This window comes from Ventosimonas gracilis, from assembly GCF_001580025.1.
Lineage (GTDB): Bacteria > Pseudomonadota > Gammaproteobacteria > Pseudomonadales > Pseudomonadaceae > Ventosimonas > Ventosimonas gracilis.
In genome coordinates, this window is record NZ_LSZO01000192.1 from 50,937 (window position 1) to 68,790 (window position 17,854).

Annotated in this window: 16 protein-coding genes and 1 pseudogene; 11 read left to right on the forward strand and 6 right to left on the reverse strand. The window is 55.7% G+C overall.

What is annotated here, in order from left to right; genetic code table 11:
* Positions 1 to 37: 37 nt before the first annotated feature.
* The 6 genes from AXE65_RS11140 to AXE65_RS11165 form a co-directional block, all read right to left on the reverse strand.
* Positions 38 to 1,828: an ABC transporter ATP-binding protein gene (locus AXE65_RS11140; protein ID WP_068392298.1), complete on the reverse strand. Its 1,791-nt coding sequence runs from the start codon at positions 1,826 to 1,828 to the stop codon at positions 38 to 40.
* Positions 1,809 to 2,459 (reverse strand): DsbA family protein, encoded by a 651-nt coding sequence (locus AXE65_RS11145; RefSeq protein ID WP_068392300.1) that lies wholly within the window; start codon positions 2,457 to 2,459, stop codon positions 1,809 to 1,811. Before AXE65_RS11145 ends, AXE65_RS11140 begins: the two co-directional genes overlap by 20 nt.
* Positions 2,460 to 2,477: 18 nt before the next feature.
* A complete protein-coding gene (gene trhO, locus AXE65_RS11150; protein WP_068392302.1) occupies positions 2,478 to 3,401 on the reverse strand; it encodes an oxygen-dependent tRNA uridine(34) hydroxylase TrhO in 924 nt (307 codons plus the stop codon).
* 15 nt (positions 3,402 to 3,416) lie between these two features.
* The gene (locus AXE65_RS11155; RefSeq protein ID WP_068392304.1) at positions 3,417 to 4,217 is read right to left on the reverse strand and encodes a YggS family pyridoxal phosphate-dependent enzyme; all 801 of its coding nucleotides are present in this window, start codon (positions 4,215 to 4,217) and stop codon (positions 3,417 to 3,419) included.
* Between the two features lie 20 nt (positions 4,218 to 4,237).
* Positions 4,238 to 4,534: a BolA family protein gene (locus AXE65_RS11160; RefSeq protein ID WP_068392379.1), complete on the reverse strand. Its 297-nt coding sequence runs from the start codon at positions 4,532 to 4,534 to the stop codon at positions 4,238 to 4,240.
* Positions 4,535 to 4,630: 96 nt separating this feature from the next.
* Positions 4,631 to 5,512 carry a LysR substrate-binding domain-containing protein gene (locus AXE65_RS11165; protein ID WP_068392308.1) on the reverse strand — a complete coding sequence of 294 codons (882 nt, stop codon included), beginning with the start codon at positions 5,510 to 5,512 and terminating at the stop codon, positions 4,631 to 4,633.
* Between the two features lie 135 nt (positions 5,513 to 5,647).
* On the opposite strand from AXE65_RS11165, the gene AXE65_RS11170 reads away from it, so the two are divergent.
* From AXE65_RS11170 to AXE65_RS11220, 11 genes and pseudogenes are all read left to right on the forward strand, one after another.
* Entirely contained in the window at positions 5,648 to 7,264 is a 1,617-nt protein-coding gene (locus AXE65_RS11170) for a 5-guanidino-2-oxopentanoate decarboxylase (protein ID WP_068392311.1), read from the forward strand.
* 17 nt (positions 7,265 to 7,281) lie between these two features.
* Positions 7,282 to 8,871, forward strand: a complete 1,590-nt coding sequence (locus tag AXE65_RS11175; RefSeq protein WP_068392315.1) for a zinc-binding metallopeptidase family protein — start codon at positions 7,282 to 7,284, stop codon at positions 8,869 to 8,871.
* A 37-nt stretch (positions 8,872 to 8,908) separates the two neighbouring features.
* Positions 8,909 to 9,967, forward strand: coding sequence for an ABC transporter substrate-binding protein (locus tag AXE65_RS11180; protein WP_079214146.1), 1,059 nt, complete (start codon positions 8,909 to 8,911; stop codon positions 9,965 to 9,967).
* Between the two features lie 56 nt (positions 9,968 to 10,023).
* A pseudogene (locus tag AXE65_RS11185) lies at positions 10,024 to 10,797 on the forward strand (ABC transporter ATP-binding protein); the annotation flags it as partial.
* Between the two features lie 73 nt (positions 10,798 to 10,870).
* Positions 10,871 to 11,653: a transporter substrate-binding domain-containing protein gene (locus tag AXE65_RS11190; RefSeq protein ID WP_239685084.1), complete on the forward strand. Its 783-nt coding sequence runs from the start codon at positions 10,871 to 10,873 to the stop codon at positions 11,651 to 11,653.
* A gap of 105 nt (positions 11,654 to 11,758) precedes the next feature.
* The gene (locus AXE65_RS11195; protein WP_153015456.1) at positions 11,759 to 12,544 is read left to right on the forward strand and encodes a transporter substrate-binding domain-containing protein; all 786 of its coding nucleotides are present in this window, start codon (positions 11,759 to 11,761) and stop codon (positions 12,542 to 12,544) included.
* Positions 12,545 to 12,675: 131 nt separating this feature from the next.
* Complete coding sequence (locus AXE65_RS11200) at positions 12,676 to 13,389, forward strand: ABC transporter permease (protein WP_068392318.1); 714 nt, start codon at positions 12,676 to 12,678, stop codon at positions 13,387 to 13,389.
* Between the two features lie 10 nt (positions 13,390 to 13,399).
* Complete coding sequence (locus tag AXE65_RS11205) at positions 13,400 to 14,086, forward strand: ABC transporter permease (RefSeq protein WP_068392324.1); 687 nt, start codon at positions 13,400 to 13,402, stop codon at positions 14,084 to 14,086.
* 27 nt (positions 14,087 to 14,113) lie between these two features.
* Positions 14,114 to 15,301, forward strand: a complete 1,188-nt coding sequence (locus AXE65_RS11210; protein WP_068392326.1) for a pyridoxal phosphate-dependent aminotransferase — start codon at positions 14,114 to 14,116, stop codon at positions 15,299 to 15,301.
* Positions 15,298 to 17,043: an amidohydrolase gene (locus AXE65_RS11215; protein WP_068392329.1), complete on the forward strand. Its 1,746-nt coding sequence runs from the start codon at positions 15,298 to 15,300 to the stop codon at positions 17,041 to 17,043. Before AXE65_RS11210 ends, AXE65_RS11215 begins: the two co-directional genes overlap by 4 nt.
* 24 nt (positions 17,044 to 17,067) lie before the next feature.
* On the forward strand, positions 17,068 to 17,853 hold the full coding sequence (locus AXE65_RS11220) for an enoyl-CoA hydratase/isomerase family protein (RefSeq protein WP_068392331.1): 786 nt from the start codon (positions 17,068 to 17,070) through the stop codon (positions 17,851 to 17,853).
* The last annotated feature ends 1 nt before the right edge of the window (position 17,854 follow it).

Consider the following 17,854-nt stretch of genomic DNA (forward strand, 5'->3'; position numbering starts at 1 on the left):
CCTCTCCCGCAAGCAGGCAAAAAAGGGCGGTTGCAATTTAATGTTGCAACTGCCCGTATAACTTCGCGTACAACCCATCTTGTTTAATCAATTGCTGATGCTGGCCTTCTTCTGCAATTTGCCCGCCATCAAAGACCAATACACGGTCTGCCTGTTTTACCGCCGATAAGCGGTGCGCCACTATCAAGGTGGTTCGTCCTTTTAAGAAAGCGCTTAACGCCTGATGCAGAGCGTATTCGGTTTGTGCGTCCAGCGCGGAAGTCGCCTCATCCAAAATCACGACTTTGGGTTTTGCCAAAATCATCCGCGCAATGGCAAGTCTTTGCCGCTGTCCGCCGGATAAGCGAACGCCAGAAATGCCGATACGGCTGTCCAAACCTTCTGGCAGCCGTTGTACAAAATCAGCCAGTTGTGCAATCTCAAGCGCCTGCCAGCAGTCCTCATCAGTACAGGGGCGACCCAGGCTGAGATTGGCGCGGATGCTGTCGTTAAATAGCGCCGGATGCTGCAAAACCACGGCAACCTGTTCGCGCAGCCGCTCAAGGCCGATGTCTTCAATCGCTGCGCCGCCAAAGCAGATACTGCCCGTCTGCGCTTGGTACAGGCCGAGCAAAAGCTGTATCAAGGTACTTTTGCCGCCACCGCTGGCACCGACCAGCGCGACTTTTTCGCCACTTTCAATCTTGAGGTTAAAGTGCTTTAACACCGGCTCATCACGGTAGGCGAAGGTTAAATCCTTGACCTCAATGGCCACTGTCTGCCGCCCGTCAAACGGGTCTTGGCGGGCGGCAAACTGCGGTTCATCGGCGCGAGCCAGCAGTTGGTTAATGCGCTTTAACGCGCCACCTGCGGCATAAAAGGCGTATTGCAGACCGAGCAACTGCTCCACCGGCATGGCCATAAACCACAGGTAGCTAAAAACCGCGAGCATCTGGCCGATGGAAAGGTCTGAAAACAGTACGGTTAAAATCGCTGCGGCGCGAAAGGCATCGATACCAAACTGAAACAACAAACCACTGGCACGGGTCGCTGCATCGGTTTTCCATAGCGAGCGGGCGGCAAAATCGCGCACCTCTTCGGCGCGCGTAGCAAGCCTTGCAAAGAAAAAACCCTGGCGGTTACTGGCGCGGATTTCGCTCATGGCATCGAGCGTTTCGGCGAGTGCTTGGGTAAAGCGTCCAGTACTGTCGTTTTCGAGCTTTTTCAGATGCTTAACCCTTTTACCCAGTTTGACCGTGGCAAACACTACCAGCGGGTTAAACAGCAAAATCAGTAGCGCCAGTTGCCAGTGCATCCACAACAAAATGGCGGCGCAGCCAAGCAGGCTTAACAGCGCAACCAAAAATTTGGAAAGCGTTTCGCCTACGAATTTATCAATAGTGTCAAGGTCAGTGACCAGATGCGCCGTCACCGTGCCGCTGCCCAGACTTTCGTATTCGGCCAGTGCCATGCGTTCAAGCCGCGCCAGCAGGCGCAGCCTGATGCGATAAACCATGTCCTTGGACAGCCGTGCAAACAACTTGGCCTGCACCACGTTCAGGATAAGCGAAGCGCCACGCAGCAGCAGCGCAAGCAGCAGCATCAGCAGCACATAGGCCACCGCCGTTTGCCACGCGACGGGCAGCAGGCGGTTCATCAGGCTTAATACGCTATCCCCCTGCTGCAAGATGACTTCATCGACCAACAGCGGCATCAGTAGCGGAATGGGTACGCTGCACAGGGTCGCCAGTATTGCAATCAGATTGGCAACCAGTAATGCCTTACGGTGACGTAAAGCCAGCAGCCGAATATGCGCCCAGCTCAGCCGGTTAGCCTGCGTTTGCGGCATGAGTAAGCCAGCGCGACAGTAGCGGGGCGAGTGCTTCAAGCGGTGCAAAGCCGTTGGTCAACAAAGCCAGGCTGCCCGCGCGTTCGGCCAGCACCGTGGGGAAACCAGAGATGCCCAAGTTCTGCGCAAAAGTAAAATCGGCGAGCAGCGCCTGTTCGGTTTTGTCACTATCGTAACTTTTGGCAAAGCTACTGCGCTTAAAGCCGACTTCTTCGGCAAGTTCCACCAACACTTGCGGCTTAACAATATCGCGGCCTTCGACATAAAACGCCTGCTGCATACGCAAAACAAAAGCTAAGGTGCGGGCGTTATCGAGTGTTTTTGCGCAGATCAGTGCGCGGCAGGCAGGCTCTGTGTCGTAGACAAAGCCTTCCCTAAGTGCGCCGCCAAAGTTAAAGGGTTGGCCGCTGCGTTTTTGCACTTCTTTCCAGTGACCCAAGATGTAATCGCGCATCTTGCTATCGATAGGCTCTTGCTGCCCGGCACGTAAACCACCGGCGACCAGATAAACCGGTATATCCGCCGCTTGCGCCTGTTTGGCGAGCGCTGCAAAAACCGGCGCAAACCCCCAGCACCAAGAGCACATGGGATCCATCAGGTAAATCAAGCGGGTGGGGTTATTGGGGTTCATGATGGATTACTTGTGAGATTACTGCGGCTGGCCGATCGGGCAAGGGCGATTGTGCAATCGAGCCAGTTCCACTTGGCGCTGACGTTCGCGGGCGCTTTCACGGGTCTTATCAGAAAGACTGTCCCAGCAATGCGGGCAGCTAATACCTTCTTCATAGTCTGGCGAGGCTCTATCTGCTGCCGACAGCGGATGACGGCAGGCGTGGCATTGGCTGTAGTCGCCTGGCTCAAGGTTGTGACGCACGCTAACGCGCTGGTCAAACACAAAGCAATCGCCCTGCCAGGTGCTTTGCTGTTCGGGGATTTTTTCCAGATAGTTCAAAATGCCGCCTTTTAGGTGAAACACCTCGCTAAAACCCTGATGCAGCATATAGCTGGAGGCTTTTTCGCAGCGAATGCCGCCGGTGCAAAACATGGCGACTTTTTTATGCCTTTTGGGGTCGGCATTGGCTTTTACCCAAGCAGGAAACTCCCTAAAGGTTTGCGTTTTGGGGTTAATCGCACCGTTAAAGCTGCCGATGGCAACTTCATAGTCGTTGCGCGTATCAATCAGCAGCACGTCCGGGTCGCCAATCAGCGCGTTCCAGTCTTGCGGCTCGACATAGGTGCCGACTTGCTGATTGGGGTCAACACCGGCAACGCCCAGCGTGACGATTTCCTTTTTTAATTTCACCTTGGTGCGGAAAAACGGTTGTTCGTCGTGGCAGGCTTCTTTGTATTCCAGGACGTTAAAGCGCCCGTCCCTGGCAAACCAGCCGCGCAGATTATCGATAGCCGTGCGGCTGCCGGAAACCGTGCCATTAATCCCCTCCAAAGCGAGCAGTAACGTGCCTTTAATGCCGTTATCCAACAAAAAACGCAGCAGCGGTTCGCGTAGTTCGCGGTAGTCATTAAGACGGACAAACTGATAGAGGGCGGCGACGATAATAGCTTTGTCTTGCATAAACACTCTTAAATTTCAATGGGTTGAAGGCCAGTAATGACTATCGGGCAAAGCCCGTGCACCAAAAATGGCCTGACCGATGCGGACAATGGTCGCGCCTTCTTCAATGGCAACCTCAAAATCGCCGGACATGCCCATCGACAGCTCATCCAGCGACACGCAAGCGGGCAAGTTGCCGCGTAATCGTTCGCGCAATTCACGCAGCACTACAAAACACTGGCGAACCCGCTCTATTTCGCTGGAAAACAGCGCCAGCGTCATCAATCCGCGCACGCGCAGTGCCGGAAACTGCGGCAGTTCTTGGATAAAATCCGCCACTTCCTCCGGCTGCAAACCATACTTGCTAGCCTCGCCGGAGGTATTGACCTGCACCAATACCTTAAGCGTGCGCCCTTCAGCCTGCAGATGCTTATTGAGCGCGGCAGCGACGCGAAGGCTGTCCAGCGCCTGAAACTCGCTGGCAAAACGCGCCACTATTTTCGCCTTGTTGGTTTGCAGATGACCGATGACCGACCACTTTAAATCGGCCAAATCGGCCAAGCCTTCAGACTTTTGCTGCGCCTCCTGCACTTTGTTTTCCCCGAGCCACCTGCAACCTGCCGCATAGGCCAGACGCAGCACGGCTTCAGGCTTGGTTTTACTCACCGGCAACAGGCGCACACTGGCCGGATCCCGCCCGGATCGCTTACAAGCCGCCTCAATGCGTTTTTGCACATCGGCGATATTTTGCCGGATGTCTTCTATCGTCACCGCCTGCGAATACTGGCCGTGACGGTCGTGATGAAGGATGTTGCTTTCGCTCGTTTCAATGCTCATGGATTACTCACCGCTTTACTTCAATCAAATTGCGAGCCGCCCAAGCAGCGCGGCGAATTCGGCGCAATTTCACGCTGTTGCCATTCTTCAGGCGTATAGGTGTGCAGCGCCAGCGCATGAAAGCACTGCATTAAATCGCCCAAACAGGCGTAGACCTTTTGATGGCGTTTAACCGGATTAAGCCCGCCGAACTGCTGGCTCACCACGACCGCTTTAAAATGCGTCTGCTGGCCGCGACTGTGTTGATGGCTTTCATCCGTCACCTCAAAAAATACCGGCGAAAGCGCCGCCAAGGCTTGTTCAATCTGCTGCTGCATAAGAAAAGTCGATTTAAAAAGGCACTTATGGTGCTGGATTTTGCTGTCAATTGCACGCTCTCCCGCTTGTGGGGGAAGGTAAATCAACCGCTTAAGCTAAGCCAGCTTACCCTTAAGCCAACTGCAAAACGCCTGCACCAGCGGGCGCTCGGCTTTGTGGGGATGCGCGACCAGCCAGTAGCTGCGCGGCGAGTCGATCGTGAGCATAAAGGGACGCACCAAAAGGCCGCTTTGCAGTGCGGTGCTGGAGATCAGGTTATCGCCGATGCACACGCCTTGCGCGGCAATGCAGGCCGATTGCGCCCAACTGGCATCGGTAAACAAAAGGCCGCTTTGCGCATCGACCTCGCAGGCGGCGGCGCTCGCCAGCCAAACGCGCCAGTCGGTATGGTCGTTCATATGCAAAAGCGGCACTTTGCCCAGTTCGTGCACCGATTGCAGGCCACCATACTGGTTGAGCAGACGCGGGCTACAGACCGGAAATAAACTTAGACTCACCAATTTTTGTACCCACTGCCCCGGCCAGTCGCCAATGCCAAAGGCAATAAACAGGTCGGCCTCGGCATGGCTGGTATCGCCGATTTCGCGCGGCGCAATCAAATGAAGCTGAACTTCGGGATATTGGCGGACAAAATCGCCAATATGATGACAGAGCCAATAAGCGGCAAAACCCGGGTTGCAGCTTACCGTCAAGCGCCCGGCGAGTGGCTTGTTCTGGCAGCGCTGCGCCGCTTCGCGCAATCGCCCCAATAGGTTTTGCACCTCGTGCGCGTATTGCCTGCCTTCTTGGGTTAGGGAAATACCGCGCCCGTCGCGTTCGGTCAGGGCAAAGCCTACGCACTGTTCGAGTGTGCGGATTTGATGGCTGACTGCGCCGCGCGTCAAATTAAGCTCAGTCGCCGCCGCAGCGACGCTGCCCAAACGGGTAATTGCATCAAGTGCGCGCAGCGCAGTGGTGGAAGGCAAATAAGCAGGCATTAGCGGCGCTCATCGTTAAAATTTTCTCAACAATACAAGCAAAATAATTGCCTTGCTGATTTTTATTTTTCAACGATACTGCGAGCCAATAAAACAACCCTACCCAACCAATAACTCAAGTTAAGAGGTATCCCGATGAGCCAGCCTGCCCATTCCTGCGCACAAGCCTTGGTTCGCCTGCTCGAAGGCTATGGCGTAGATTGCGTCTTTGGTATTCCTGGCGTGCACACGGTGGAGCTCTACCGCGCGCTGGCAGACAGCCAGTTGCGCCACGTCAGCCCAAGACACGAACAAGGTGCAGGCTTTATGGCCGATGGCTACGCACGAGCCTCGGGCAAACCCGGTGTGTGTTTTATTATCACCGGCCCCGGCATGACCAATATCTTGACCGCAATGGGGCAGGCTTATGCCGACTCCATCCCGATGCTGGTGATTTCCACCACTTCAAGGCGCGAGCACCAACGCTTAGGTCATGGCTATCTGCACGAAATGCCCGACCAACGCGCGACCATTTCCGGGGTCTGCGCCTTTAGCCATAGCTTGCAACGGGTGGACGAACTGCCGGAAGTGTTCGCCCGCGCCTTTGCCCTGTTTAGCTGCGCCCGCCCGCGTCCGGTACATATCGAAATTCCGCTGGATGTGCTGGAAATGTCGGTAAGTGGATTGGATTTATCGCCGCGCCCGCTGCCGCTGCCGAGCGTTCCGGCAGCAAAGCCATTGGAGCAGGCCGCTGTCCTTCTCGGCAAAGCCCAAAAACCACTGATTTTGGCCGGCGGTGGTGCCAAACAGGCCGCAAAAGCGCTCAAGCGACTGGCCGAACAACTGCAAGCGCCGGTCGCGCTGACCACCAATGCCCGCGGCCTGCTGCCGCCAGAGCATCCTTTGTTGCTCGACGGCGTGCAGTCGTCTGGGCATGGCCGCGAATTGATTAACCAAGCCGATGCCGTTTTAGCCATTGGTACCGAATTGGGCGAGACCGATTATGACTTTTTTGCACTCGGGCCGATTAGCTTTAAAGCGCCGCTAATACGCCTTGATATTGACCCGCTGCAATTGCTCTCCATCCAACGCGCCGAAGTTTGCCTGTTAGGCGATGCCAAAGCCGGCATTGAAGCGCTATTGACCGCGTTACCGGCGCAGCCCAAGTCAAAGGATTGGGGCGAAAACGCCGTTAAAGCGGTCAACCAACAAGAGCGCACAAGCTGGACCAAACGCGGCGCCGCCATGCAGCAAGTGCTCGATTGCGTGCGTGACAGCTTGAGCGCGCCGATTATCGTCGGCGACTCCACCCAACCGGTCTACCAAGGCACGCTGGGCTACCGCGCCCCCGCGCCCGCTACTTGGTTTAACGCCAGTACCGGCTTTGGCACATTGGGCTACGCGCTGCCTGCGGGCATCGGCGCAAAACTCGGCAAAGCCCATTGCCCGGTGGTTGTATTAGCCGGTGACGGCGGTTTGCAGTTCACCAGCAGCGAGTTGATTTCTGCCAAGGAAGCGGGCATCGGCATCCTCCTGTTGATTTGGAACAACCGCTGCTACGGCGAAATCCGCGACTATATGGCCGCCCGCGATATCCCGCTTTTGGGGGTAGACATTCACACGCCGGATTTTTCCGCGCTCGCGGCGGCCTACCAAGTGCCTTGGCAACGCGCGCGCAATCTGGATGAACTTGCCGGCCTCTTAAAAGGCCTGCAAGACAGCCAAGAACCGCAAGTGATTGAGCTTTCTGCTGCCGATTTTCTAAGCGTTTAAAACAACAAGGATGACTGATGAGTAACACCGAACCCATCAAAGCCTTTGCCAAACAGTGGGTTGAGCAAAACCAACAAAGGCTTTCCGACTGGCACCAAAAAATCTGGCACTACGCCGAACCTGCATTTCGCGAATACAAATCCTCTGCTTGGTATGTCGAGCTTTTGCGCCGTGAAGGCTTTACCGTCGAAGAAGGCAGCGGCGGCATGCCGACCGCTTTTTGCGCAATCTTTGAAAACGGCCAAGGTCCGACCCTTGCCAGCTACGCCGAATACGATGCCGTGCCCGGCAACTGCCAGGCGGCGACCACCCAAAAAATGCCACGCGAAGGCTTATCCCCCTACGCGCCTGGCCATACCGACCCGCATTCGGCGCTCGGCATCAGCGCACTGGGCGGACTGCTCGCCGCCAAAGCGGCCATGCAGAAATTTGGCCTTAAAGGACGGCTTAAATTCTTTGGCGAACCGGCGGAAAAACTGCGTGCATCCAAACCGGTACACGCCGCCAAAGGCTATTACGACGATATTGACGCGGCGATCAGCTTTCACCCGACCTATATGTTGCCGATGAACAACACCACGGTTTGGGATACCCACTGCGGCATTGCCTACGCCTATATCTACAGCTTTACTTGCGAAAAACCCGAAGACTGGATCGCCGCCGATAAATTCAGCCCCATCCCGCAAAACCACCTGGCCGCGCGCGCGCCAGGTGCCAACGATGCGCTGGTGCATTTTTATACGCTCAATGAAAGTCTGCGCCGCTCCACCCTGCCCTTTACCGGCCTTTGGAGCTTTAACGAGGCAATATTAACGGCCGGACAAGCGACTGCCGACAACCTGCCGCCGCATGTTTCACAAATCCAATACCTGCTGCGCTGTGACTCCATCGAACAGGCCGAAACCATCTGCGCCGTGATGGACAACAACGCCAAAGCCGCCGCGCTTGCAACCGGCTGCAAGTGGGAAAAAACCTGGGTCTGCAAATCCCGTGGAGGCTTGCCCAATCATGCACTGGCGCAACTTTGCTATGACAACCTGGCCGCGGTCGGCGCACCCGAGTGGGGCGCTCGGGCCATCAATATTGCTCAGCAAATCCAACAAAACCTATCGCTTGAGCCAATGGAAAAACCCTTTCTTCCCGCCACCGAAGAACTGATTAGCCCGCAAGAATGCGAACGGCAATTACGTCTGCAAATGCCCGCCTGGCAAAAGTATTTAACCAGCGACGACTACCCGGAATACACCTGGCACTGCCCCACCGTGCGCCTGCTCATCGCCCGCCCGATGCTAAGCGCCCCTAAAGGTTACACCTACCCCGATTGGGTATCGGTGGCTTTGGGCGGCATTGCCTGCTGTATCGACCCGATGATTCAAACCGCCGCTAAAACCATTGGCGCGACCTTGGTTGAACTGTTTTGCGAAGCCCAAAAACTAAAAGCCATCAAGGATGAATTTATCGAGCGCACCGGCGGCGGCATTGGCGGCAGCAAGTGGCAAGCGCCGCTTTTGCCCAAAGACTTTAAAGCGCCCCACGATTTCCGCTGGCCGGAATACATCACCACCGTTCGTGGTGAAGAATGGTGGATACCGACCCGCACACAATAAAGCCGCCAAAATCAACAACACCAAAGGATTACCCAAGATGAACAAAGCTTTTATTTCCCGCTCCCCCGCTCCGCAAACCCTGCTCGCGGCTCTGTTCGCCGTAAGCCTTAGCAGCGCCGCACTTGCCGACATCACCGTGGTTTCTGTCGGCGGCGCGATGAAAGACACGCAAACCAAAGTCTGGTACAAGCCCTGGGAAGCCAAAACCGGCGCAAAAATCATTGCCGGTGACTACGCGGCAGAATTGTCCAAAGTCAAAGTCATGGTCGATACCAACAGCGTCTCCTGGGACGTGGTGGAGATGGAAGTTTCCGATATGACGCGCGGTTGTGAAGAAGGAATGCTCGAACCCATAGGCGACGCCCCCGCCCTGCAAGCACTGGGCGACGAACTGTTAGAAGGTATTTTGCACCCGTGCGGCGCGGGCATTTTTGTCTGGTCTACCGTACTCGCCTACAACCGCGCGCTGGTTAAAAGTGCGCCCACTGGCTGGGCGGATTTCTTCGATTTAGAAAAATTCCCCGGCAAGCGCTCGCTGTATAAAAGTGCCAAATACAGTCTGGAAATTGCCCTGTTGGGTGACGGCGTGCCGCTCGATCAGGTCTACGAGCTGCTAGCTACTCACCAAGGCCAAGACCGCGCTTTTGCCAAACTCGACAGCATCAAATCACAAATCCAGTGGCATAGCGTCGGTGCACAGCCGCCGCAGTTTCTTGCCGCCGGTGACGTGGTCATGAGCAGCGCCTTTAACGCACGCATTACCAGCGTACCGCAGCCGAATAACCTCAATATCGTCTGGAACGGCGGCATTTACGACATCGACGCTTTTGTCGTGCCCAAAGGCTCCAAAAACCTTGAGCAGGCGATTGATTTTATTGCCTTCTCGCTACAGCAGCCGCAGCAAAAAGCCTTTGCCGAGACCCTGCCCTATGGTCCTGTCAACAGCTTGACTTTGCCGCAACTGGATGAAAATCTACGTAAAAATTTGCCCAGTGATGCCGATAACCTCAAATTACAACTGGCGAGTGATTCGGCCTTTTGGGCGGATTACCGCGAGCAACTGGAAGAGCGCTTTAACGCCTGGATGGCGCGATAACCCCCACCCGCCGGAGTTTGATTGTGACCCAAGCCAACACGCTAAATAAATCAGAAGCTAAACCGCCGGTCGTAGAAACCCGCGATCTGCATAAAAGCTACGGCGAGCACCACGTGCTTAAAGGGATTTCCTTTACCGCGCACGAAGGCGGCGTATTGTCATTGATTGGTTCGTCCGGTTCAGGCAAAAGCACCTTGCTTCGCTGCATCAATTTGCTGGAAATCCCCAACGCCGGCGAGCTTTATATCGGCGGCGAGCGGGTTCTGCTCAAACAAAGCCAAAGCGGCGAGCCGATAATTGGCGACGCGCGCCAGGTCGAGCGCATCCGCACGCAGCTTTCCATGGTATTTCAGAGCTTTAACCTGTGGCCGCACCGCACCGTGCTGGAAAACGTCATCGAAGCGCCGGTGCATGTGCTCGGTGAAAATAAACAAGAAGCGATAGCGCACGCCGAAGCGCTACTGGAAAAAGTCGGCCTCGCCGATAAACGCGCGGTTTACCCCTCGTTTTTATCCGGCGGCCAGCAGCAGCGCGTGGCGATTGCCAGAGCGCTCGCCATGCGCCCGAAAGTCATGCTGTTTGACGAACCCACTTCCGCACTCGATCCGGAACTGGTCGGCGAAGTGTTAAAAGTCATCCGCAGCATTGCCGAAGAAGGCCGCAGCATGATTTTGGTCACCCATGAAATGGCCTTTGCACGCGATGTTTCCAGCGAAGTGATTTACCTCTACCAGGGGCAAATTGAAGAACAAGGCCCGCCCGAGCAAGTGATGCTCGACCCGATCAGTGAACGCTGCCGCCAGTTTGTACTGGCCGAAGCCAACCGTTAATAAAAAGGAGATACCATCCAACAAAAGCAAAACCCAATTTAATTAAAACCCAAAAATAACGAGGACTATTCGCATGAGCACAATTAAAAAAACCCTAACCCAACTGCTGCAAGCCAGCTTGTTATTAAGCGCAGCCGGACTTGCCAGCGCGCAGGAAAAACTAGTATTTGGCATCAGCCAAGAGGTTTATCCGCCATTTTCCTATACCGACAGCAGCGGCAACTGGACCGGTTTTGAACCGGACTTGGTACGCGCTGTTTGCCAGCAAATGCAAGCTTCCTGCAGCTTTAACGCCATTGCTTGGGACGGTTTAATTCCGGCATTAAATGCCAAACAGATCGACGTGATTTTAAACTCGGTATCCATTACTGACGAACGTCGGCAAGTGGTGGATTTTAGCGAGCCTTATTTAATCACCCCATCGGTCTGGATTGGCGAAAAAGCCATTAAGTTAGAACCCACAGCGGCTGCTTTAAAGGGCAAAAAAATCGGCGTGCAAAGTTCCACCGTGCATGCGGTCTATGCCAAGGAGCGCTTTAAAGATTCCACCTTACGTTATTACGCCGACCGCAACGATATTTTTGCCGAACTGCGCAGCGGTCGTATCGACATTATGCTGGTTGACCAAATGGGCGTCGACGAATACCTGGATTTGCCCATTAATGCCGAACTGGAAATTAAAGGCAAAGCCGAGCAAGACAAATTACTCGGCGAAGGCATTGGCGCGGTGGTACGCAAAGGCGATAACGCACTGCGCGAGCGTTTAAACACAGCCCTTGATGAGCTGCGTAAAAGCGGAAAAATGCAAGAAATTGCCAAACCCTATCTGAGCGACGACTTTTTGGCGCTGGATTAACCCTGATCGGCGGCAAAAAGCAACGGCCTTTATTTCCCCTCAATAAATCGCCCGTTTTTTGTCGCCTCCCTTTTAACCTTTAACTTAAATCATGGAAAGCACGGCATGAGCAATCAACTTAACCAATGGCTGAAGCGTTTTTTACTGCTCGGCGCAGTGGCCGCAACATCCGCCCAAGCGGCAGCAGACAAAATTATCTTCGCCATCTCGCAAGAGCCTTATCCGCCGTTTTCATGGAAGGCCAGTAGCGGGCAGTGGAGCGGTTTTGAGCCGGATTTAATTCGCGAACTGTGCAAACAAATGCAAGCCGACTGCCGCTTTCATGAACTGGCTTGGGACGGGCTTATTCCGGCATTAAACTCCAAACAAGTCGATGTTATTTTAAATTCGCTATCGATTACGCCAGAGCGTAAACAAGTGGTGGATTTTACCGAAGCTTATTTACAAACCCCGGCACTTTGGGTCGGCGAAAAAGCGCTTAAACTGACCCCCACGGTGGAAGGGCTTAAAGGTAAAACCATTGGCGTGCAGGGTTCTACCAGTTCGGCGAGCTATTTAAAAAACTACTTTGGCAAAACCGCCAAAGTGCGTTATTACAACGACCAAGATGATGTATTAAGCGATTTACGCAATGGCCGCATCGATATCATGCTCGCCGACCAAATATCCATTGAACCCATGCTGGAACTTGCCGAAAACAATTTGCTGGAAAGCAAAGGCGTAGCCCCGAAAGACCCGTTATTTGGTGAAGGCATAGGCGCTGCCGTACGCAAAGGTGACGACGCACTGCGCGAGCGGCTAAACCAGGCACTGGCCGCATTACGTGATGACGGAAGGATGCAAAGCTTAAGTGCGCCTTACTTTAAGCCCGATATTTTGTCGCTGGATTAACGGCTTTGCCCTCTTCCCGCAAACCCCTCTCCCGCAAACGGAGAAGAGTTAGGGCGGTAAACACCCATGCTTAAAAGGAATGCAGCGCCGCCAGTCCTGCCGCTTCAATGATAAAAAACCTGTGAGGCTTCATGAGTTTTACTGATATTTACCGACTGCTGATCAGCGACGGCTGGGGCAAAAGCCTGGTAGCGGGCATGGTCACCACCTTGGAAATCTCCATCCTGGCCTTTGCCCTTGGCACAGTGATTGGCCTTATCGTCGCCCTGTGCAAGCTCAAAGGCCCGCGTCCGCTCATCGCCTGTGCCAATGCCTATACCACGCTGTGCCGCGCCATTCCTGAGCTTTTGCTGATATTACTGCTGTATTACGTGGGCACCGATGCCATCAACCTGCTGATGACCTCCATCGGACGCGGCCCGGTCGAGGTCAACGGCTTTGCCGCCGCCGTGGTGGTGCTTGGCATTGTCAGCGGTGCCTACCAAGCCGAAGTGCTGCGCGGCGCCATTTTGGCGGTAAACCCAGGGCTGCTTGAAGCCGCCCGCGCCTACGGCATGGCGCGTGGCAAGCTGCTGTTTCGCGTCACCTTGCCCTGCATGCTGCCCTTTGCCGTGGGCGGGCTTTCCAACCTGTGGCTGGTTTTGGTCAAAGACAGCGCATTAATCAGCGTGGTCGGCTACGGCGAGCTGTTAACCGCCGGTCGCCAGGCAGCCGCTTCGACCAAGCATTACCTGACCTTTTACCTTGCCGTTGGCGCTTGTTACTACCTGATTACCTTGGTTTCTGGAGTGTTCTTCAAGCGTATCGAAAACCGTTTTGAACGCTGGATGCCGAGGCAAGCCTAGGAGAAAACCTATGTTCAGTTGGTTCAGTGATTTTGCCGGCGATTTGTGGCTCGGCGTAAAGATCACCATCGCACTTTTGCTGCTGGCCGGTTTTTTCGGCTTTTTGCTCGCCATTGGTATCGCCCTGATGCGCCTTGCGCGTAATCCGCTCATTGCCGCTCCGGCGCAGTTTTTTTGCAGCGTACTGCGCGGCACACCCTTGTTGGTGCAGATTTACGTGCTCTATTACGGTGTGGGCACTTTGTTTGCCAGCTACCCGGCCATTCGCGGCAGTGTGCTTTGGCCTTATCTGCGTGAAGGCTTTTGGTACGTCGCATTCGCCTTGATTTTAAGCGTCGGCGCTTATGTCGGCGAAGTGCTGCGCGGTGGCCTGCGTGCGGTGCCCAAAGGCGAGCTGGAAGCCGCCCGCGCCTACGGCATGCGCCCGTTTTTAATGCTGCGCCGTATCTGGCTGCCAAGAGCGCTGTACATGCTAAAACCCACGCTGGCCGGTGAAAGCGTCATGCTGCTCAAGTCCACCGCACTCGCCTCCACCGTTGCCGTGACCGACTTATTGGGCGCGGCCAACTTGGTGCGCTCACAAACCATGATTGTTTACGAGCCTTTGTTATTGGTTGCGCTGATTTATATCGCGCTGGCCTTTTTGATTGAGCGTGGTTTTTCCCTGTTCGGTGTAACGCCGCAGCGTACGGCGTGATTTTTAGTTTTTGCTGAGGAAGTCTGTATGAAATATTCATCCATCACCCGGCGCATCAGCGGTGAAGCCGTTGCGGCCTGGGATATTCATTTTGCCGCCGCCGCGGCGCAATCTCGCGGTGAAGATGTCATCGTGCTGAGCATTGGCGATCCGGATTTTGCAACCGACAGCGAGATTTGCGCGGCAGCGTGCAAGGCACTTGCCGAAGGCGATACCCATTACACCGATATGAGTGGCCGTCTGCCGCTGCGCGAGGCGATTGCCGCACGCCAGCAAAAAGTGCTGGGGATTGAATGCAGTGCAGAGCAGGTCGCGGTCGTTGCCGGTACGCAAAACGGGCTGTATTCGGTCGCAACCTGCCTGTTTGAGGCTCCTGATGAAGTGCTGGTGCCGGAGCCGATGTATTTAACCTATCCGGCCAGCATCAGTGCCGGTGGGGCGACTTTGGTACCCATTGCGCAACCCGCCGAACAAGACTTTCGCTTAAATCCGCAAGCCTTGGAGGCGGCGATCACCCCGCGCACGCGCGGCATTGCCATTGCCACGCCGAACAACCCCAGCGGCAATGTCTACAGCGATGCTGAACTTGAAGCCATTGCAGCGGTTGCGATTAAACATGACCTTTGGGTTATTTCCGACGAGGTCTATGACCAGATGACCTACGAGCGAGCGCACCGCAGCATTGCCACTTTGCCGGGCATGAGGGAGCGCACGGTGATTATCGGCAGTCTGTCCAAATCCCACGCCATGACCGGCTGGCGCGTGGGCTGGGTGATCGGTTCGCCTGAATTGATGAAGCATCTGGATAACCTGCTGTTGTGCATGTTCTACGGACTGCCCGGCTTTATCCAGCAGGCGGCGCTTAAAGCGTTGGAACTGAACGATAAAATCGTCGAACAGGCGAAAACCACCTTCCGCCGTCGCCGCGATTTGGTCGTCGCCGCTTTGCAAGATGCACCACTGATAAGCTGCAAAGTCCCCGAAGCGGGCATGTTTATGCTGGTCGATGTACGCAAAAGCGGCCTGTCCAGCATGGACTTTGCCTGGAAGCTGTTCCGTGAAACCGGCGTTTCCGTGCTCGATGCCGAAGCCTTCGGACCCAGTTGCCGCGGCTTTGTGCGATTGTCCTTTACCGTATCGGATACGCAGCTAAGCGAGGCTTGCTCGCGCATTGCCCGCTTTACCGCCCGTCTGCAAGCGGAGATGAAGCGATGAACAGCATCGATGATTTTAAATCCAGCCACAGCCCGGCCAGCCCGTTTGCCGATTTAATACTGGAAAACGGCCGCTTTTACACCATGAACGCCGCCAAGCCTTGGGCAGAAGCGCTCGCCATACACGGTAGTCGCATTCTCGCCGTCGGAACAAAAGAGCAGGTGCTGCCCTTTGCAGGATCCCATACGCTACGCCATGACTTAAAAGGCGCGTTCTGCATGCCCGGGCTGCACGACATGCACACCCATCCCGACCTTGCGCTGGCCTCGCGCTACGGCGACGATCTGGACGTAGCGATAGAAGACCCGACCCCAGCGCAGTTGCAAAAAGCGATTGAAAACTACGCCAAAGCCCACCCCGGTGACGGCTGGATTTACGGTCATTACTGGGTGCGCTATCGCTTTCGCGAAGCCGGACTTGAGCCAGGGCGTAAGTGGCTCGACAGCATTATGCCGAACCGTCCGGTTGCCCTGCTCGACCGCATGTGGGGCACCATGATGGCCAACAGTCTGGCGCTGAAACTTGCCGCCATCGACAAAGACACGCCCGATCCGCGTAACGGCTATTTAGAGCGCGACCCGATCACCGGCGAGCCTAACGGCCTGCTGATTGACGGCGGCTACGCGCTGATTCATGCCGCCATGCCGCCGACGAAGGTTTCCGTATTGCGCCGCGCTTACCGTGACGGCGTGCGCTTCCAAAGCGCCCGCGGGGTGACGGCAAGCAAATACGTGCACGTCTGCGAACAGCGCCTGCAAGCACTCAAACAGTTGGACGACGCGGGCGAGCTCACCGTTCGCACCGAAGCTGCGATCAGTTGGCAGGACGATATTTTTCCGGTACGCCGCCGCTGGGAGCTGCTATCCGGCGAGCGCCACTACTACCGCAGCGCAAAACTTAACGCCAGCGCAGTGAAATTTCACTTCGATGGCACGGTCGAGCCAAAGTCCTCGTTTTTGCTGACGCCCTGGCCGAATGAAAGCGACTGGCGCGGCAAGCTCAACCTGTCGCCGGAACACATCGAGGATATGGTGGTGGATATGGACCGCCGCGGCATCCGCGTGATTGCCCACTGCACCGGCGACGGCGCATCCGATATTTTCCTCGACGCAGTGGCCGTCGCCCGCCAGAAAAACGGCTTTAGCGGCATTTGGCATCAATGTGCGCACAGCACCATTTTGCATCCGGGCAACCTGGAGCGCTTTGCCAAACTCAAAGTCATCGCCGAGTTCTCGCCCGCCGCCTGGTATCCCACCCCCTTTGCCAGCGGCGCCCGCTCAGGCTACGGACAGGAACGGCTAAAGCGCATCTACGACTTTAAAGGTGTACTTGCCGCCGGTGGCACCGCCGTATTTGGCACCGATTGGCCGGTCGCCTCGATCGACCCGTGGCTGGCGCTGGAAACCATGATTACCCGGCAGAACCCGTGGAACGACGACCCGGCCTGTTTTGGCGAACCCATCACGCTGGAACAGGCGCTTTTGGTAGCGACCAAAAACGGCGCACAGGCCATGGGCTTGCAAGCGCAGACCGGCACGCTGGAAGCAGGCAAAGCCGCCGATTTAATCGTGCTCGACCGCGACCTGTTTGCCCAAGAGGCACGTGGTTACATCCACAAAACGCAAGTGGAACTGACCTTTGTTGACGGCCAGTTGGTGCACGACCGTCAAGGGAGCCTTAAACATTTAGGACTAGAGGCCGTATGGACGGGCGACGCACCGAATATTGTCGCAGGCTTATAACCCTTCAATCCAAGAGGCCAGCTAATGAGTAGTTCCCCACAAATCCTGATTGAACAAGGCGTTGCCCACTTAACGCTAAATCGCCCCACGCAGCGCAATGCGCTGGATATTCCAACCCTTAACGCCATCAGCGCCTACCTTGAAGACTTTGCCGAAAATCCCGCAGTACGCGTATTGCTGATTGACTCAGTGGGCAAAACCTTTTGCGCCGGAGCGGATTTGGCCGAATGGGCCGCCGCCGAACAGCGCGGCGAGCTGGAAAGCTACGGCTGGACCGAGGCCGCGCACCAGATGATGGATCAGCTATACCGGCTGCCCAAACCCACCATCGCCGCCATTCATGGCGGAGCCGTTGGCGCGGGCATGGATTTGGCGCTGTGCTGCGATATGCGTATCGCGGATAAAACAGCGTACTTTAAAGCCGGTTACACCAGCATGGCCTACTGCCCCGATGCCGGTGCAAGCTGGCATTTACCGCGCTTGATCGGTGAAGAGCAAGCCAAGCGCCTGTTATTTTTGGATGAACCTTACAATGCCGAGCAAGCATTTGCCGCTGGGTTAATCGGCGAAATCTGCGCGGATGGCGAGCTTGCAACCCTGGCACAGGAGCGCGCCGCCCGCTTTGCCGCAGGGCCCACGCTTGCTTTCGCCGAAACCAAAACACTGATCAGGGACAGTTACAGTCGCACCTTGGCCGAGCAACTGTTAGCCGAACAGGCCGCCGGCCTGCGCTGCGGGCGCTCTCAGGATGCCATGGAAGCACTCAATGCCATCAACGAAAAACGCCCTCCTCAATTTATCGGACGCTAAT

Excerpts from the sequence above, each read along its gene's own strand:
- AXE65_RS11140 (WP_068392298.1), bottom strand. The coding sequence starts at position 1,828 with ATGCCGCAAACGCAGGCTAACCGGCTGAGCTGGGCGCATATTCGGCTG.
- AXE65_RS11145 (WP_068392300.1), bottom strand. The coding sequence starts at position 2,459 with ATGAACCCCAATAACCCCACCCGCTTGATTTACCTGATGGATCCCATG.
- trhO (WP_068392302.1), bottom strand. The coding sequence starts at position 3,401 with ATGCAAGACAAAGCTATTATCGTCGCCGCCCTCTATCAGTTTGTCCGT.
- AXE65_RS11155 (WP_068392304.1), bottom strand. The coding sequence starts at position 4,217 with ATGAGCATTGAAACGAGCGAAAGCAACATCCTTCATCACGACCGTCAC.
- AXE65_RS11160 (WP_068392379.1), bottom strand. The coding sequence starts at position 4,534 with ATGCAGCAGCAGATTGAACAAGCCTTGGCGGCGCTTTCGCCGGTATTT.
- AXE65_RS11165 (WP_068392308.1), bottom strand. The coding sequence starts at position 5,512 with ATGCCTGCTTATTTGCCTTCCACCACTGCGCTGCGCGCACTTGATGCA.
- AXE65_RS11170 (WP_068392311.1), top strand. The coding sequence starts at position 5,648 with ATGAGCCAGCCTGCCCATTCCTGCGCACAAGCCTTGGTTCGCCTGCTC.
- AXE65_RS11175 (WP_068392315.1), top strand. The coding sequence starts at position 7,282 with ATGAGTAACACCGAACCCATCAAAGCCTTTGCCAAACAGTGGGTTGAG.
- AXE65_RS11180 (WP_079214146.1), top strand. The coding sequence starts at position 8,909 with ATGAACAAAGCTTTTATTTCCCGCTCCCCCGCTCCGCAAACCCTGCTC.
- AXE65_RS11190 (WP_239685084.1), top strand. The coding sequence starts at position 10,871 with ATGAGCACAATTAAAAAAACCCTAACCCAACTGCTGCAAGCCAGCTTG.
- AXE65_RS11195 (WP_153015456.1), top strand. The coding sequence starts at position 11,759 with ATGAGCAATCAACTTAACCAATGGCTGAAGCGTTTTTTACTGCTCGGC.
- AXE65_RS11200 (WP_068392318.1), top strand. The coding sequence starts at position 12,676 with ATGAGTTTTACTGATATTTACCGACTGCTGATCAGCGACGGCTGGGGC.
- AXE65_RS11205 (WP_068392324.1), top strand. The coding sequence starts at position 13,400 with ATGTTCAGTTGGTTCAGTGATTTTGCCGGCGATTTGTGGCTCGGCGTA.
- AXE65_RS11210 (WP_068392326.1), top strand. The coding sequence starts at position 14,114 with ATGAAATATTCATCCATCACCCGGCGCATCAGCGGTGAAGCCGTTGCG.
- AXE65_RS11215 (WP_068392329.1), top strand. The coding sequence starts at position 15,298 with ATGAACAGCATCGATGATTTTAAATCCAGCCACAGCCCGGCCAGCCCG.
- AXE65_RS11220 (WP_068392331.1), top strand. The coding sequence starts at position 17,068 with ATGAGTAGTTCCCCACAAATCCTGATTGAACAAGGCGTTGCCCACTTA.